At 42.3% G+C, this 17299-nt stretch carries 14 protein-coding genes; 7 read left to right on the forward strand and 7 right to left on the reverse strand.

Annotation, left to right across the window (positions count from 1 at the left end; translation table 11 throughout):
- The first annotated feature begins 79 nt into the window (after positions 1–79).
- A complete protein-coding gene (locus Bovatus_RS01700) occupies positions 80–1744 on the forward strand; it encodes a putative transporter (protein ID WP_004297845.1) in 1665 nt (554 codons plus the stop codon).
- Between the two features lie 199 nt (positions 1745–1943).
- Positions 1944–3938 (forward strand): fructose-bisphosphatase class III, encoded by a 1995-nt coding sequence (locus tag Bovatus_RS01705; protein WP_004297844.1) that lies wholly within the window; start codon positions 1944–1946, stop codon positions 3936–3938.
- Between the two features lie 139 nt (positions 3939–4077).
- Here the strand turns inward: Bovatus_RS01705 and Bovatus_RS01710 are convergent, their stop codons facing one another.
- The 6 genes from Bovatus_RS01710 to Bovatus_RS01735 all read right to left on the reverse strand — a co-directional run bounded on the left by Bovatus_RS01710 (position 4078) and on the right by Bovatus_RS01735 (position 11087).
- Entirely contained in the window at positions 4078–4542 is a 465-nt protein-coding gene (locus Bovatus_RS01710) for a GNAT family N-acetyltransferase (protein WP_004297843.1), read from the reverse strand.
- Positions 4543–4553: 11 nt separating this feature from the next.
- Complete coding sequence (locus Bovatus_RS01715; protein ID WP_004297842.1) at positions 4554–5702, reverse strand: LA_2272 family surface repeat-containing protein; 1149 nt, start codon at positions 5700–5702, stop codon at positions 4554–4556.
- A gap of 49 nt (positions 5703–5751) precedes the next feature.
- A complete protein-coding gene (locus tag Bovatus_RS01720) occupies positions 5752–7410 on the reverse strand; it encodes an AMP-binding protein (RefSeq protein WP_004297838.1) in 1659 nt (552 codons plus the stop codon).
- 253 nt (positions 7411–7663) lie between these two features.
- A complete protein-coding gene (locus Bovatus_RS01725) occupies positions 7664–8734 on the reverse strand; it encodes a GDP-L-fucose synthase family protein (RefSeq protein WP_004297837.1) in 1071 nt (356 codons plus the stop codon).
- Between the two features lie 19 nt (positions 8735–8753).
- On the reverse strand, positions 8754–9824 hold the full coding sequence (gene gmd, locus Bovatus_RS01730; RefSeq protein ID WP_004297836.1) for a GDP-mannose 4,6-dehydratase: 1071 nt from the start codon (positions 9822–9824) through the stop codon (positions 8754–8756).
- A gap of 93 nt (positions 9825–9917) precedes the next feature.
- Positions 9918–11087: a dicarboxylate/amino acid:cation symporter gene (locus Bovatus_RS01735; RefSeq protein ID WP_004297835.1), complete on the reverse strand. Its 1170-nt coding sequence runs from the start codon at positions 11085–11087 to the stop codon at positions 9918–9920.
- Between the two features lie 109 nt (positions 11088–11196).
- On the opposite strand from Bovatus_RS01735, the gene gnd reads away from it, so the two are divergent.
- From gnd to Bovatus_RS01755, 4 genes are read left to right on the forward strand one after another with little or no spacing between them, the layout of a single operon-like run.
- A complete protein-coding gene (gene gnd, locus Bovatus_RS01740; protein WP_032846467.1) occupies positions 11197–12672 on the forward strand; it encodes a decarboxylating NADP(+)-dependent phosphogluconate dehydrogenase in 1476 nt (491 codons plus the stop codon).
- Between the two features lie 34 nt (positions 12673–12706).
- The gene (gene zwf / locus Bovatus_RS01745; RefSeq protein ID WP_004297829.1) at positions 12707–14203 is read left to right on the forward strand and encodes a glucose-6-phosphate dehydrogenase; all 1497 of its coding nucleotides are present in this window, start codon (positions 12707–12709) and stop codon (positions 14201–14203) included.
- Positions 14200–14931 carry a 6-phosphogluconolactonase gene (pgl, locus tag Bovatus_RS01750; protein WP_004297828.1) on the forward strand — a complete coding sequence of 244 codons (732 nt, stop codon included), beginning with the start codon at positions 14200–14202 and terminating at the stop codon, positions 14929–14931. Before zwf ends, pgl begins: the two co-directional genes overlap by 4 nt.
- A gap of 46 nt (positions 14932–14977) precedes the next feature.
- Entirely contained in the window at positions 14978–15928 is a 951-nt protein-coding gene (locus tag Bovatus_RS01755) for a Dyp-type peroxidase (RefSeq protein WP_004297827.1), read from the forward strand.
- A gap of 23 nt (positions 15929–15951) precedes the next feature.
- Here Bovatus_RS01755 and Bovatus_RS01760 read toward each other — a convergent pair whose 3' ends face one another.
- Positions 15952–16164 carry a hypothetical protein gene (locus Bovatus_RS01760; protein WP_004297825.1) on the reverse strand — a complete coding sequence of 71 codons (213 nt, stop codon included), beginning with the start codon at positions 16162–16164 and terminating at the stop codon, positions 15952–15954.
- A 230-nt stretch (positions 16165–16394) separates the two neighbouring features.
- On the opposite strand from Bovatus_RS01760, the gene Bovatus_RS01765 reads away from it, so the two are divergent.
- Entirely contained in the window at positions 16395–16811 is a 417-nt protein-coding gene (locus Bovatus_RS01765; protein ID WP_004297824.1) for a hypothetical protein, read from the forward strand.
- Positions 16812–17299: the final 488 nt, after the last annotated feature.

A 17299-nucleotide genomic window follows, 5' to 3' on the forward strand; every position in this document is an offset into this window, starting at 1 on the left:
AGGGCGCGAAATGAAAGCTTAAAAGTTTTGAACCGGACTAAATAGTTTTTATCTTTGCGCCCTATTAGTTTTTATATACATGGAGTGGTTATATAGTCTATTTCTCGAACATTCTGCCTTACAGGCTGTTGTGGTACTTTCATTGATTTCTGCCATTGGTCTGGGCTTGGGAAGAGTGCATTTCTGGGGAGTTTCCCTGGGAGTCACTTTTGTTTTTTTTGCAGGCATCCTCGCCGGCCATCTCGGGCTTTCGGTCGATCCGCAGATGTTGAACTACGCAGAAAGTTTCGGACTGGTCATTTTCGTTTATTCTCTCGGTTTGCAAGTCGGTCCCGGTTTCTTTAGCTCTTTCCGCAAAGGAGGGGTGACATTGAATATGCTGGCATTGGGAGTTGTTCTGTTGGGAACATTGTTGACGGTGGTGGCCAGTTATGCGACAGGTGTCTCTCTTCCTGATATGGTTGGTATCCTTTGTGGAGCAACGACGAATACTCCGGCGTTGGGAGCTGCACAACAAACATTGAAACAGATGGGAATGGACAGCAGTACTCCTGCTTTAGGATGTGCGGTAGCCTATCCGATGGGGGTAGTTGGTGTAATCCTTGCCGTTTTATTAATTCGCAAAGTGTTGGTTCGCAAAGAAGACTTGGAGATAAAAGAGAAAGACGATGCGAACAAAACCTACATTGCAGCGTTTCAAGTACACAATCCTGCTATTTTCAATAAAAGCATCAAGGATATAGCTCGCATGAGTTACCCGAAGTTTGTCATCTCCCGCTTATGGCGTGACGGACATGTAAGTATTCCGACTTCTGACAAGATATTGAAGGAAGGTGACCGTTTGCTGGTGGTAACTGCGGAGAAAGATGCTTTGGCCTTGACCGTGCTTTTTGGTGAACAGGAAAATACGGATTGGAATAAAGAGGACATTGACTGGAATGCGATTGATAGTGAATTGATTTCGCAACGTATTGTCGTTACCCGCCCTGAACTGAATGGTAAGAAACTCGGTTCACTCCGGTTGAGAAATCATTATGGGATTAACATCAGTCGCGTTTACCGGTCGGGTGTGCAGTTGCTTGCTACTCCGGGATTGGTACTTCAATTAGGAGACCGCCTGACGGTAGTGGGAGAGGCTGCTGCTATTCAGAATGTGGAGAAAGTACTTGGAAATGCTGTAAAAAGTTTGAAAGAACCCAATCTGGTTGTTGTGTTTATCGGCATCGTACTCGGTTTGGCATTGGGGGCGATTCCTTTCTCTTTTCCGGGTGTCAGTACTCCTGTGAAGCTGGGATTAGCGGGTGGACCGATTATCGTTGGTATCCTTCTGGGAACTTTTGGACCACGGATACACATGATTACTTATACCACCCGTAGTGCGAATCTGATGCTGCGTGCCTTGGGACTTTCCATGTACCTTGCTTGTCTGGGACTGGATGCCGGAGCTCATTTTTTTGACACCGTATTCCGTCCGGAAGGTTTGTTATGGATCGCTTTAGGAGCCGGATTGACTATTGTTCCAACCGTACTGGTGGGGTTTGTGGCTTTCAAGATGATGAAGATTGATTTCGGTACTGTATCCGGTATGTTGTGCGGAAGTATGGCAAATCCGATGGCACTGAACTATGTAAACGATACAATTCCCGGCGACAACCCATCCGTAGCCTACGCGACTGTTTATCCGCTGTGTATGTTCCTGCGGGTGATTATCGCTCAAGTGCTGTTAATGTTCTTGTTAAATTGAGAATTGAAAATTGAGAAATGATGGATTTGTAAATAAAAAGTAGTCATTTCTTAATCAGGAATCGTATAAAATAGATAAATTTGTAACAAGAAAAAGGAGAGGAATTAATAAATTCCTTTTTTGAGTTACTAAATGGTAAGTTGTCAACTAATAATAAGTTGCCAATTAATAAATTGTAAATAGTAAAATAGTAAATAGAATGACTGCTCAAAGTAACATAACTCCTGAAAGCATTGTGAGTGATCTCCGTTACCTGCAACTGCTTTCCCGAAGTTTTCCTACCATTGCTGATGCCAGTACGGAAATAATCAACTTAGAGGCTATCTTAAATCTACCTAAAGGGACGGAACATTTCCTGACTGATATTCATGGAGAATATGAAGCTTTTCAGCATGTACTGAAAAATGCTTCCGGTGCGGTAAAACGTAAAGTAAATGAAATATTCGGCAACACTCTTCGTGAAGCTGAAAAGAAAGAAATCTGTACTTTGATTTATTATCCCGAAGAGAAACTGCAATTGGTGAAGGCCCGTGAAAAGGATCTGGATGATTGGTATCTGATTACGCTGAACCAACTGGTGAAAGTCTGTCAGAACGTGTCTTCCAAATATACTCGTTCGAAGGTTCGTAAATCACTGCCTGCCGAATTCTCTTATATCATTCAGGAGTTATTGCACGAATCGTCTATCGAACCGAATAAGCATGCTTATATTAATGTAATTATCAGCACAATTATCACTACGAAGCGTGCCGACGATTTCATTATCGCTATGTGTAATCTGATTCAGCGCTTGACTATTGATTCTCTTCATATCGTAGGTGATATTTACGACCGTGGTCCCGGTGCGCATATCATTATGGATACATTGTGTAATTACCACAATTTCGATATTCAATGGGGAAATCATGATATTCTCTGGATGGGAGCAGCTTCCGGTAATGATAGTTGTATCGCTAACGTGATACGTATGTCTATGCGCTATGGTAATCTGGGGACACTTGAAGACGGATACGGAATCAATTTGCTTCCATTGGCTACTTTTGCAATGGATACGTATGCCGATGATCCTTGCACGATTTTCATGCCGAAAATGAACTTTGCCGATGCTCATTATAATGAGAAGACTTTGCGTCTGATTACTCAAATGCATAAAGCCATTACCATTATCCAGTTTAAGCTGGAAGCTGAAATCATCGACCGCCGTCCGGAATTCGGAATGGCTAATCGTAAACTTCTGGAGAAGATTGATTTTGAACGCGGCGTCTTTGTATATGAAGGAAAAGAATATGCTTTGCGTGATACCAATTTCCCGACTGTAGATCCGGCAGATCCTTACCGACTGACTGAAGAAGAACGTGAATTGGTAGAAAAGATTCATTATTCATTTATGAATAGTGAGAAATTGAAGAAGCACATGCGTTGTCTGTTTACCTATGGCGGCATGTATCTGGTTTCAAACTCGAATCTTCTTTATCATGCTTCTGTTCCTCTGAATGAGGATGGCAGCTTTAAACATGTCAAAATACGTGGTAAGGAATACTGGGGACATAAATTGCTGGATAAAGCCGATCAATTGATCCGTACCGCTTATTTCGATGAAGAAGGAGAGGAGGATAAGGAATTTGCTATGGATTATATCTGGTATATGTGGTGTGGTCCGGAAGCTCCTTTGTTCGATAAAGATAAGATGGCGACTTTTGAGCGCTATTTTGTAGAAGATAAAGAGTTACATAAAGAAAAGAAAGGCTATTATTACACATTGCGTAATCGGGAAGATATTTGTGACCAGATTTTGACAGAGTTTGGAGCTTCAGGGCCTCATTCGCATATTATCAACGGTCATGTGCCTGTGAAAACGATTCAGGGAGAACAACCTATGAAAGCCAATGGCAAGCTTTTCGTTATTGATGGTGGCTTTTCAAAAGCTTATCAGCCGGAAACGGGAATTGCGGGGTATACGCTTGTTTATCATTCTCATGGTATGCAACTCGTACAGCACGAACCATTCCAGTCTCGTCAGAAAGCCATTGAAGAGGGGCTTGATATCAAATCGACCAACTTCGTTCTCGAATTTAATTCGCAACGAATGATGGTGAAAGATACCGATAAGGGAAAAGAACTAGTGACTCAAATACAGGATTTGAAGAAACTGCTTGTTGCTTATCGTACTGGTCTGATAAAAGAAAAGGTGTGATAGATTGAAATGATAAGGGCTTAAAACCATCATTTATCATTTGATAGTTTTAGTAATGCTTAAAATATAGTGTCTTTATTTACTTGATACATAAGGAAAAAGTGCAATTCATTATTAATATTGAATTGCACTTTTATTATTAATGCCCGTTATATTCCATACTATACATATCAAAGCCTTTGGCCCAATAGTCTCTTTGGATTTCTTTCAGTGTGAATCCTTGCTTTTCGTAGAATTTATAGGCTAATTGTGAAGTTCTAACGGTTATTTTTTGAATACCATCAATGGACTTTAATATTTCAATTCTATATTTTAATAATTTTGCTCCTAACGATTTGCCTTGGTACTGGGGATGTATGATATCCCAACTTATTTTTCCGCTGGCTTTATCCTTTGTAAAATTTATTCCGCCACAGCCTACAACCTTCTTGTTGAGTAATAGAACAAAATAAAGTTCACGTTCGCTATCCAGATAGTTACTAAAATCAGCTTCTTCTTTCGGTGCAAAATATGCAGGCGTGTTCTGTCTGATTAAATCTATTACAGCATTCTTATCTGTTGGCTGGTATTCTCTAATTGTAGTTATGTTCATCTCAACGTTCATTGTAATTTTATTTAGAAAAGAACAATGCCTGCTTCTATAATCGCTCCTTTATCGTAATTGCTTGATTTATTATAGAATCTGGTTAGCCCATAACCGCCTGTTGCAAAGATACCGAACTTTCTGGTAAATTGATATTCCAGATTGGCACGTGCCTGCAATGCATATAAACGTTTCGGAATCACCTCGTCTTTGTTATCGAAAGCCTCGATATGCTGGTAGCCAAGGTCTCCGCTGATGGATAAGCCTTTGTAAAGAGTGAAGGACAAGCCGGCACGATAGGATGCACTTGCCGAAAACTTATCATTCAATCCCTGATACATGGAGCCGATTCCCAGAATGGTATAAAACAATTGGTTCTTGAAGCGTACACCTATATTGGCAGGCGTAGCATTTCCACCATACACCATCATTTGCACTCTTGTATCAGGATTCGCATTAACCAATCCGAGTTGGAATCCCTTCATATCTTCTTTGTAATAATTGACAAGGCCAATTTGAAGTCCGCGGGCCTGCGTTGCATAATTACATAATGCTATTTGCACCCCATTCAGTTTCGATGCAGTTATGTTGGCAATTCCTGCAATCTGCAAGCCGTTCATGTGTTCGCCTACTACATTCAAAAGTCCGGAAGCCATCAAGCCGCCGAAACTCTGCCCTGTAATATTTGCCGCTCCGGAAAAGTGTAGCCCCGAAGCCATATTGCCCGTCACATTCATGAAACCGCTAATCATTAACCCCGAGGTATTATCTCCTCCGATACTGGTTAAACCGGATATGATTACTCCTTGTGTTCTGTCGCCAGTGATATTTACTAGTCCGGCAGCAGAAAGCCCTACGGTGTTGTTGCCGCTGATATTACTGATACCGGCTAGCTGGACACCCCTCATTGTTCCACCTGCCAGATTGGCTAATCCGGTGATCTGTACTCCGTTCATGTCACCATGTACCACACTTCCCAATGCATTGATACCCACACCGTTCAAGCGATTCATTGTAGACAGGAGACCGATGTTCACATAAGTCGTCTGTGTACTGTCATGCGGTTGCGTACAAATATCTTTCCAGATAGATATATTAATACCTGCACTCTTGTTCTGTGCTGGTAAACAAACGGCAGCCATTAGTATAGCTGCCGTGAATATTGTTTTCTTTATCTTCATTCCTTTCTCTTTTCGGTTTAAGTAATATCTCTATGCAGCTAACTTTATATTAGCCTTTTGCTTCCTGGTATAAATAACGTTTGATGCTCTTCTTCGGTGTCTTTTCGAATTCTTCCGGATAGATTTTCATCTTGGATATTTGGCTGTAAGCCGGTAGCGTATCATTCAGTGCCACACGGTTTTCTTCCATTATTTGCTCGATGTCTTCATTCTTCAGGCCATGAGCGAAAGCGTCGTCAAAATCAGGATAAACAAGTCCGACAAGTTTTTCGTTTTGCTGAACGATAATACTTTCAGCCACGTATGGCAGGTTGTTCAATTTATCTTCAATTTCTTCCGGGTAGATATTCTGTCCGCTGGCACTCAATAACAGGTTCTTGCTGCGTCCTTTGATCGTAACATTTCCTTCGGCGTCCATCAAAGCCAGGTCACCTGTATGCAGCCATCCGTCTTTGTCGATAACTTCTTGGGTAGCTTCTTCGTTTTTGTAATATCCCAACATCACATTTGGACCCTTACATACGATTTCGCCAACAATGTTCTCGGGATCAGATGACAACACTTTCACATCCATACGTGGTACAGCTTTTCCGCATGAACCCGGCTTGAATCTTCTCCAATCCTCGTAACAGATAATCGGACCACATTCCGTCATTCCATATCCTACTGTATAAGGGAAATCAATCATTTTCAAGAACTGTTCTACTTCCTGATTGAAAGCAGCACCTCCTACAATAACAGCTTTGAAGTTTCCGCCAAATGCTTTAATCATTTCTTCGCGTACCGTTGCTTTTATCTTGTCGTTGATGATAGGCACTTTTAGTAAGATCTTCATTGCAGGAGTTTCCAATTTCGGAAGCACGCTCTTCTTGATGATTTTTTCGATGATAAGCGGTACGGCAACAATCAGATTAGGTTTCACCTCTTCGAAAGCCTGGAAAATGATTTTCGGACTCGGCATGCGAGTAAGGAAATAGATGTGGCAACCCACGGAGAACTCATAAAGGAATTCGAAAGCCAGTCCGTACATGTGTGCCATAGGGAGCATGGATACGATCTTATCTCCGGCTTGCAGGTCTAATACTTCAAAAGCAAATTTGGTATTCGACCACAGACTGCGATAGGGGAGCATTACTCCTTTCGAGTAACTTGTTGTTCCTGAAGTATAATTGATAACAGCCAGTTCTTCCGGTTCATCCTTATGATAAGCGATATGCTCTGTGCGGAAATTCTTCGGATATTTTTTGCCGAACATTTCGTTCAGGTGTTCGCGTGCATAAGTCAGTCGTTCGCTGCGTGACACTAGCAGGGTGAAGTCGTTCATCATCAGGATACCCTCCAGTAGCGGCATTGCCGACTCATTCAGGTTTTCCCATACCATATCTCCTACAAGCAGTAATTTTGCTTCGGAATGGTTGACGATGTTATGTATATTGTCCGCTTTAAATTCATGGAGAATGGGTACAACAACTGCCCCATACGTCAGTGTAGCAAGAAAAGTGACTCCCCAATGAGAGCTGTTTCTTCCGCAAACAGCGATTTTATCTCCTTTGCGGATTCCACTTTCTTCAAAAATGATATGGAGTTTTTCGATCTTGCGAGCTACGTCTTTATACTGTAAAGTTGCACCTTTATAATCGGTCAGGGCATCCAGGTCCCAATTATTTTTGATACTATTCTCAATGTAGGCTATAAAACTTTGTTCCATTGTTTTGCACATTTGGTATTAATTTGTGCAAATATAGCAATTATATTAAGAATGAAGAATTAAGAGGGAAGAATTTTTGGAAATGGGGGAAGGGCGATGTAGTGAGATTGCGACAGGCTGGTAGGAGGAAAGATTATGGTTATAGCTAATTTCATTATGCTATAACCAAAAATCATTATGCTATAATCAAAAAAAAATATGCTATAAGCAAAAATCATTCTGCTCATAGCATATTGATTGATTCTTTAAATTCTTATTTCAAGTACCATTCGTACATTCTTTGTACGCCTTCCTCGATTTCAATTTTATGGTGCCACCCCAAAGAGTGCAGTTTCGAAGGATCGGTCAGCTTGCGCATAGTGCCGTCCGGTTTGCTGCTGTCGAAGGTCAGTTTTCCTTGATACCCTACAGTTTCTACAATACGTTCGGCCAGCTGACGGATGGTGATTTCCTTACCGGTGCCGATGTTGATATGGCAGTTGCGGATATCTTTGCTGCCTTCTTTATAGGTATCTTTGAAGTCTACGTGCTCCATTACGAAGACGCTGGCATCTGCCATTTCTTCGCTCCAAAGGAACTCGCGGAGTGGAGTACCTGTCCCCCAAAGAGTGACTTCTGTTTCGCTGATTCCGTATTTTTGCAGAATAGCCAGGATTTCTTCTTTCGGACTGTCGCCATTTACACCTTCCACCGGACGCAGATTCATATCTTTGCGTACAGCTTCCCAGTTTCCTTCTTTCAGACAGTGTGCCAGATGAATCTTTCGGATCATGGCAGGCAGTACATGACTGCGTTCCAAGTCGAAATTATCATTCGGTCCGTAAAGGTTTGTCGGCATCACAGCGATGTAGTTCGTTCCATATTGCAGGTTGAAGCTCTCGCACATTTTCAGTCCGGCAATTTTGGCGATTGCATACGGCTCGTTGGTATATTCTAACGGTGAAGTAAGCAATACATCTTCTTTCATCGGCTGTTCGGCATCGCGTGGATAAATACACGTACTACCAAGGAAGAGCAACTTCTTTACATGGTGACGGAAGCTCTCTCCGATGATATTCTGTTGAATTTGCAGATTCTTATAGATAAAGTCGGCACGGTAGATGCTGTTCGCCATGATACCACCCACAAAGGCAGCAGCAAGGAATACATATTCCGGTTGTTCTTCATCGAAAAAATTACGGACAGCCATGCCATCCAGCAGATCAAGCTCTTTGTGAGTGCGGCCTACCAGATTGGTGTATCCTTTATCCTGCAAATTCTTCCAGATAGCAGATCCCACAAGTCCGCGGTGTCCTGCTACATATATCTTTGCATTCTTTTCCATTCTATTAGTAAAGCAAGTTTTAATGTTTGGTAGCAATCATTCGTCTCACTTTCTCCATATCGTGGCGAACCATGATACTTACCAGTTCTTCGAATGATGTTTTACGTGGATCCCAGCCCAACAGTGTTTTAGCTTTAGTCGGGTCGCCCAACAATTGTTCTACTTCCGATGGACGGAAATACTTCGGATCAACTTCTACCAGAGATTTTCCGGTAGCTACGTCAATACCTTTTTCATTTACGCCTTCGCCTTCCCAACGAAGTTCGATACCTGCTTCCTTGAATGCTAACGTTGCGAATTCGCGCACCGTGTGCATTTCTCCAGTAGCAATAACGAAATCTTCGGGAACATCATGTTGCAGGATTAGCCACATACATTCGATGTAATCCTTGGCATATCCCCAGTCGCGAAGAGAATCCAGATTACCCAGGTACAGTTTGTCCTGTTCGCCCTGTGCGATACGTGCGGCAGCAAGCGAAATTTTACGTGTAACGAACGTCTCACCACGGCGTTCGCTCTCGTGATTGAACAAAATACCGTTTACAGCAAACATACCATAGCTTTCGCGGTAGTTTTTAGTAATCCAGAAACCATATTGTTTGGCTACCCCATACGGAGAACGGGGATAGAATGGAGTTGTCTCTTTTTGTGGAACTTCCTGCACCTTACCGAACAATTCGGAAGTAGAAGCCTGATAGATGCGGGTTTTCTTTTCCAGTCCCAGGATGCGTACAGCTTCGAGCATACGCAACGTGCCGATAGCATCTGCTTCGGCAGTGTATTCCGGAACGTCGAACGAAACCTTCACGTGGCTTTGAGCTGCGAGATTGTAGATTTCATCCGGTTGCACCTGTTGAATAATACGAATTAACGAACTAGAATCTGTCATATCCCCATAATGCAGATTAATCGTACGTTTCTGTTTCATGTCGCGCACCCACTCGTCAAAATACAAATGTTCAATACGTCCTGTATTGAACGAAGAAGAACGACGGAGTATACCGTGTACTTCGTAACCTTTTTGCAATAGAAATTCGGCAAGATAAGAACCATCTTGCCCGGTGATGCCTGAAATTAGGGCTTTTTTCATACGCTAATTATTTATATAATTGAAAATGTGGGTGCAAATGTCGGCATTTTTTGTGACCCAGCCAAGTGACTTTCCAATTATTTTTCAGCACAGTCATTCAGCACGGTTTTTTCCCATTATTTTGTCGATAATCAAAGCGATAGCTCCGTCTCCCGTTACATTGCAGGCAGTACCGAAACTATCCATGGCGATGTAAAGCGCAATCATCAAAGCTTGTGCCGATTCGTCGAAACCGAGCATGGATTGTAGAATCCCCAGGGAAGCCATGATTGCTCCACCCGGGACTCCCGGAGCAGCTACCATAGTGATACCCAGCATAAAGATAAACCCGGCAAACAGGGGGAAGTCGAACGGCATTCCCTGCATCATCATCAATGCCAGTGCACAGGCTACAATTTTCAGTGTACTGCCCGATAGATGGATGGTGGCACATAGCGGAATCACAAATCCGGCTACTTCAGCAGATACTCCGTTCTTTTTGGTCTGTTCCAGTGTCACGGGAATGGTGGCTGCAGATGATTGTGTACCCAATGCTGTGAAGTAAGCGGGCAGCATTTTGCTAAGCAATTTGAATGGATTTCTATGCACAAACAATGCCGCAATGGAATACTGAAAAACCAACAGGAAAATATGAAGAACGAAGATGACTCCGATAATTTTAATAAACACCATTAGGATAGAATATACTTGCCCCGAATGTGTCATATTGAGGAATATGCCGAAGATATAAAGCGGTAGCAAAGGTAGAATGACGGCACTTATCATTCGTACGATAATTTCCTGAAAATCACGTGCCACATTTTTCAATGCGTCGCTGTTGAGTGACGCCAGTCCTAACCCTAGTGTGAAAGCTAAAACCAGAGCTGTCATTACGTTCATCAGTGGCGGAATGGAGACGGAGAAGTAGGGGAGGATTCCCTGCGCTTCGCTTACTTCTTCAAGTGGTGCACCCGGTTCGATGAGCGAAGGAAATACTGTGACTCCTGTGAAGTAGGAGAGAAAGCCTGAAAAAAGAGTAGCGAAGTAGGCGATCAAAGCTGTCACGAGTAGCATTTTTCCTGCGCCTTTTCCGATGTCGGCAATAGCCACAGTAACCAGTCCGACGATAATCAATGGGATAGAGAAATTAAGAAATTCACTGAAAATGCCATTGAACGTAACAAATATTCGCACTAGCGGAGCTGGGAAAACTGTGCCGATGGCAATACCCAAAATGATGGCGATAACGATGCGTGCCAACAAACCGATTTTGATCTTCTTCATCCTTGATTTTATTTGTAGACCACAAAAATAATATTTTAATCTAAAATATTGCGAACAAATGTGCATTTCAAATGTTACTAAGATAAAGAATATTCAAAATATACAAGTTATGGCAAATCAGAATAAAACAGATATCGGACTTATCGGCTTGGCTGTGATGGGCGAGAATCTTGCTTTAAACATGGAGAGTAAGGGATGGCACGTGTCGGTTTATAACCGTACTGTTCCCGGAGTAGAAGAGGGGGTGGTAGAACGCTTCCTGAATGGTCGTGCAAAAGGTAAAAACATCGAAGGATTCACAGATATAAAGGCGTTTGTAGATTCGATAGCTATTCCCCGTAAGATTATGATGATGGTTCGTGCCGGAAGTCCGGTTGACGAACTGATGGATCAGCTTTTCCCGCTGCTTTCACCGGGAGATATCCTTATTGATGGCGGTAATTCTAATTACGAAGATACGAACCGCCGTGTCCAACTGGCGGAATCAAAGGGATTTCTTTTCGTCGGTAGCGGTGTGTCCGGTGGTGAAGAGGGAGCCTTGAATGGAGCTTCTATCATGCCCGGTGGTTCGGAAAAAGCATGGCCGGAAGTGAAACCGATTCTTCAAAGTATTGCGGCAAAAGCACCGGACGGCACTCCTTGTTGTCAATGGGTGGGTCCTGCCGGCTCCGGTCATTTTGTGAAGATGATTCACAACGGTATCGAATATGGTGATATGCAGCTGATTGCCGAAGCCTATTGGGTGATGAAAAAGCTGCTTGATCTGACCAATGAGGAAATGGCTGATGTCTTTGCCCGTTGGAACGAAGGCAAACTCCGCAGTTATCTGATCGAAATCACCGCCAACATTCTGCGGCATAAAGACAAATCCGGAGGTTATCTCATTGATAAAATCCTGGATGCAGCCGGACAGAAAGGAACCGGAAAATGGTCGGTTATCAATGCGATGGAACTCGGTATGCCGTTAGGGCTAATTGCCACGGCGGTATTCGAACGAAGCCTTTCTTCACAGAAAGACTTGCGTCACTTGGCTTCCAAGCAATTCCAGTGTCAACATACACAACCTATATATAATAAGGCGGAACTCGTAAAGAATATCTTTTCTGCTCTTTATGCTTCCAAACTCGTCTCTTATGCCCAAGGATTCGCCGTGTTGCAACGTGCTTCCGACGCTTTCGGCTGGCATCTCGACCTGGCTTCCATTGCGCGTATGTGGCGTGGGGGATGCATCATCCGCAGTATATTCCTGAACGATATTGCAGCTGCCTTCGAAGCCACCGACAAGCCTAAACACTTGTTGTTGGCTCCTTATTTTAAAGAAGAAATGAAGACATTGCTTCCCGGATGGAAGAGCCTGGTGGCGGAATCCATGAAAGAAGAACTTCCCGTTCCTGCTTTCTCCTCTGCCCTCAACTATTTCTATTCGCTCACTTCTGCCGATCTGCCCGCCAACCTTGTACAGGCACAACGCGATTATTTTGGTGCGCACACTTTTGAGCGTAAGGATGAGTTGCGCGGACAGTTCTTTCACGAGAACTGGACAGGCCACGGAGGAGATACGAAATCGGGCACCTATAATGTTTGAGTAAACCTATAATTCATATTTAGAAATTAATAAAGTGGATAAATTTGCAATGATAATTTTCGGTGCGTCAGGTGATTTGACCAAGCGTAAGCTGATGCCTGCCCTTTACTCCCTCTACCGTGAAAAACGGTTGACCGGAGAGTTTTCCATATTGGGTATCGGGCGTACGGTCTATTCTGACGATAACTACCGTTCCTATATATTAGAAGAACTACAACTGTTTGTCAAGTCTGAAGAACAGGACACAGCTCTTATGGCTTCATTTGTCTCCCATCTCTACTATTTACCGATGGACCCGGCAAAAGAAGAAGGTTACCCGCAACTCCGCCAACGTCTGGTTGAATTGACTAATGAGGTAGATCCGGACAATCTGCTGTTCTATCTTGCCACTCCGCCATCACTTTACGGAGTAGTGCCCCTCTATTTGAAAGCTGCCGGACTTAACACTCCCCACTCGCGCATCATCGTTGAGAAACCTTTCGGCTATGATCTCGAGTCGGCACTTGAACTGAATAAAACGTATGCCTCTGTTTTCAATGAGCATCAAATTTACCGTATCGACCATTTTCTCGGTAAGGAAACGGCCCAGAATGTACTGGCTTTCCGTTTTGCCAACGGTATCTTCGAACCTCTCTGGAATCGTAACTATATTGACTACGTAGAAATTACAGCCGTAGAAAATCTGGGTATCGAGCAACGAGGCGGGTTCTATGAAACGGCAGGTGCGCTGCGGGATATGGTGCAGAATCATCTGATACAGCTCGTGGCCCTTACGGCTATGGAACCGCCTGCTGTTTTCAATGCAGACAATTTCCGTAATGAAGTGGTGAAGGTCTACGAATCTCTTACTCCATTGAATGATATCGATTTGAATGAACATATTGTTCGCGGACAATATACAGCCTCCGGTAGTAAAAAAGGATACCGTGAAGAAAAAGGAGTGGCTCCCGATTCGCGCACGGAAACTTATATTGCCATGAAACTGGGCATTAGTAACTGGCGCTGGAGTGGCGTTCCGTTCTACATTCGTACAGGTAAACAAATGCCGACGAAAGTAACGGAAATCGTTGTGCATTTCCGGGAAACACCTCACCAGATGTTTCATTGTGCTAGTGGCAACTGTCCACGGGCTAATAAATTGATCCTTCGTTTGCAACCGAATGAAGGAATTGTGCTCAAAATCGGAATGAAAGTCCCCGGTGCAGGTTTCGAAGTCCGCCAGGTGACGATGGATTTCAGTTATGCACAGTTGGGCGGTGTGCCTAGTGGTGACGCTTATGCCCGTCTGATAGATGATTGTATCCAGGGCGATCCGACTTTATTTACTCGAAGTGATGCAGTAGAAGCCTCATGGAAATTCTTCGATCCGGTGCTCCGCTATTGGAAAGATAACCCCGATGCGCCTCTTTACGGTTATCCCGCAGGTACGTGGGGACCTTTGGAAAGTGAAGCAATGATGCACGAACATGGGGCTGACTGGACGAATCCTTGTAAGAATTTGACAAATACAGATCAATATTGTGAATTATGAAACTATCAGTTTTTCCCTCATCAATTGAAACTTCACGAGCATTGATACTCCGCCTGGTGGAAATCATGAATGAAGAGCCGGACAGAGTGTTCAATATCGCAGTTAGTGGTGGTAATACCCCTGCTCTGATGTTCGATTTATGGGCGAATGAATATATGGAAATTACCCCTTGGGACCGTATGCGGATTTATTGGGTGGATGAACGTTGTGTGCCTCCCGATGATTCGGACAGTAATTACGGAATGATGCGCAACCTTCTTTTGGGTATCACTCCTATTCTCTATGAGAATGTATTCCGTATCCGTGGAGAGGCAAAGCCTGCGAAAGAGGCGGTTCGTTATTCGGAGTTAGTCCGGCAGCAAGTGCCGTTTAAGCGTGGTTGGCCCGAATTCGATATTATACTGTTGGGAGCCGGAGATGACGGACACACTTCTTCGATCTTTCCCGGGCAAGAAGATTTGCTGACTTCAAACTCTATTTATGTGGTCAGTGCACATCCCCGTAACGGGCAGAAGCGTATCGCAATGACGGGATACCCCATTCAGAATGCCCGCTATGTCATTTTCCTGATTACCGGAAAAAATAAAGCCGATGTAGTAGAAGAAATCTGTAATTCGGGAGACACTGGTCCCGCAGCCTATGTGGCTCATCATGCGCAAAATGTAGAACTGTTTATGGATAAAGGGGCTGCCGCATATATTGAAGATCCTAATAAAAAGATGAGTTAGAACAGAACTATTTCATTGACGAAACTAATAGAAAAAAAAGAAAAATATGAATCCTTATCAACATTCATTTGGTGGTAATATCCCACAAGACGTAGCGGGGAAACAAGGCGAAAATGTTATTTTTATTGTTTATACTTTAAAAGATTCGCCTGAAACTCTTGGCAAAGTAAAAGATGTGTGTGCTAATTTCTCGGCCCTGATTCGCAGTATGCGTAACCGTTTTCCTGATATGATGTTCAGTTGTACCATGGGATTTGGAGCCGATGCCTGGAACCGTCTTTTCCCGGAACAGGGAAAACCCAAAGAACTGAAAACTTTCGAAGAGATAAAAGGCGAGAAGCATACGGCAGTTTCTACTCCGGGCGACTTATTGTTTCATATCCGTGCAAAACAGATGGGATTATGTTTTGAGTTTGCATCTATCATCGATGAGAAACTTCAAGGCGTGGTTGAACCTGTCGACGAAACTCACGGTTTCAGATATATGGATGGCAAAGCCATTATCGGCTTTGTGGATGGAACGGAGAATCCGGCGGTTGATGAAAATCCCTATCATTTTGCAGTTGTAGGAGAGGAAGATGCTGATTTTGCAGGAGGCAGCTATGTCTTTGTGCAGAAGTATATTCACGATATGGTTGCGTGGAACTCCTTACCTGTGGAAGAACAGGAGAAAGTGATCGGGCGTCGTAAGTTTAACGATGTCGAACTGTCTGACGAGGAGAAACCTCAAAATGCGCATAATGCCGTCACTAATATTGGTGATGACCTGAAAATAGTGCGTGCCAATATGCCATTCGCCAATACGTCTAAGGGAGAATATGGTACTTACTTCATCGGCTATGCAAGTACGTTCACTACTACCCGGCAGATGTTGGAAAGTATGTTTATTGGCAATCCGGTAGGCAATACCGACCGTTTACTGGACTTTAGTACAGCAGTTACGGGAACACTTTTCTTTGCTCCTTCCTACGATTTGCTAAGTGAACTGGGCGAATAAAAAATAAAAGACTGGGGGGAGTATTACACTTTAGTAATCTCCTCCACTACATATTGGTCTTTTACTTTCTTGCAGGTACATACGAAGAATTCCGGATGTTTCAGAGCTCCTTGTAAAGTATCAGGAAGAATCATTTCTTTAGTACGACGGTCCATTGCAACCGTTGCATACAGGATACCTTCACTCTTGCATTTCTCTATTAATGCACTTTTTAGTTCTTCTACGCTATATTCCATTTGTGTGATCCTTTGTCGCTGCAAAGTTATGGAAAATATGTATATTTTGTGCAATAATATTCCTGTAATCTATGGAAAATAGTTCTTTGATTTATTCTAATCCATGACAAAGTAAGTTAGATTCTTGGTATAAATTTAGAATACACATGTTATAGAATAAAAAAAGTCCTTTAACTTGTTAATAACGAAACTATTTAGTACGTTTGAAAAATAAATCAAATTTTAATGCTATGAATAAAGAACAGGCGATGAGTTGTGCTGCAAAATGTATGTCTTCATTTAACAAGTATGCTACAAAGTGGAATATTCCCTCACATTTAACAATTGAAATGTGGAATATTATAAAGGAAGTTTATGATAGAATGGATTCTCCAATTACAACATGTAATATTGATAGAAATGGAGGGGTTGAACTTGAATATCGAGAAGCTTTTTCTAATGTATTTTATAATGTTTATGTTTGTAGCTGTAAAAATGCAAGATATAATACATCTGCTTCTTTCTCAAAACATGTAAAGTTACAAAAAGATCAATGTATAAATATTAATTATGACCCAGATGTTCTTTCGATTTCTTATCGTATAAATGACATTGATATTATAGATATGGGAGAAACGTATGGTGAATTCTATAATAACCTAATTTAAAATTCAAGTAGTAAAATTAGCTGTTTAAATTTTAAGTTTTTTGTAGTATTGTTTCATCTTCCGAATCCTTCTTTAGAAAGTCGTTTTTATTTGGTATGCAAACATTTTATTTTCATCAGAAGGTCTTAAAAGTGACTTGATTCCAGTTTTATTCAAATGATGATCAAGCCACTTTTTTTCGTTTTCTTTTGATATAATATGACTGGTAATAAAATAAATAGATTAGCCATGTTTAAATTCTATTTAATTAGTATGTATTGCCGCAGTACGGTTGCGGCAATGTAAATAACGTCAAAAGTGACGTTTTAACTTTCAATGATAAATACTCATTAAGAAAGAAAGGGCTCGATTTGAATTTAATAGTTTGTTGTATATCAATTATAAAAATAGCTCCCTAGTTCGTCCGCTGACGAGGGAGCTATTAACACAAAAACTAAACTAGACACATTTTTGGAAATCTAGTTGTATATTCTGTATATCAATTATAT

Source organism: Bacteroides ovatus (assembly GCF_001314995.1).
Classification (GTDB): Bacteria; Bacteroidota; Bacteroidia; order Bacteroidales; family Bacteroidaceae; genus Bacteroides; species Bacteroides ovatus.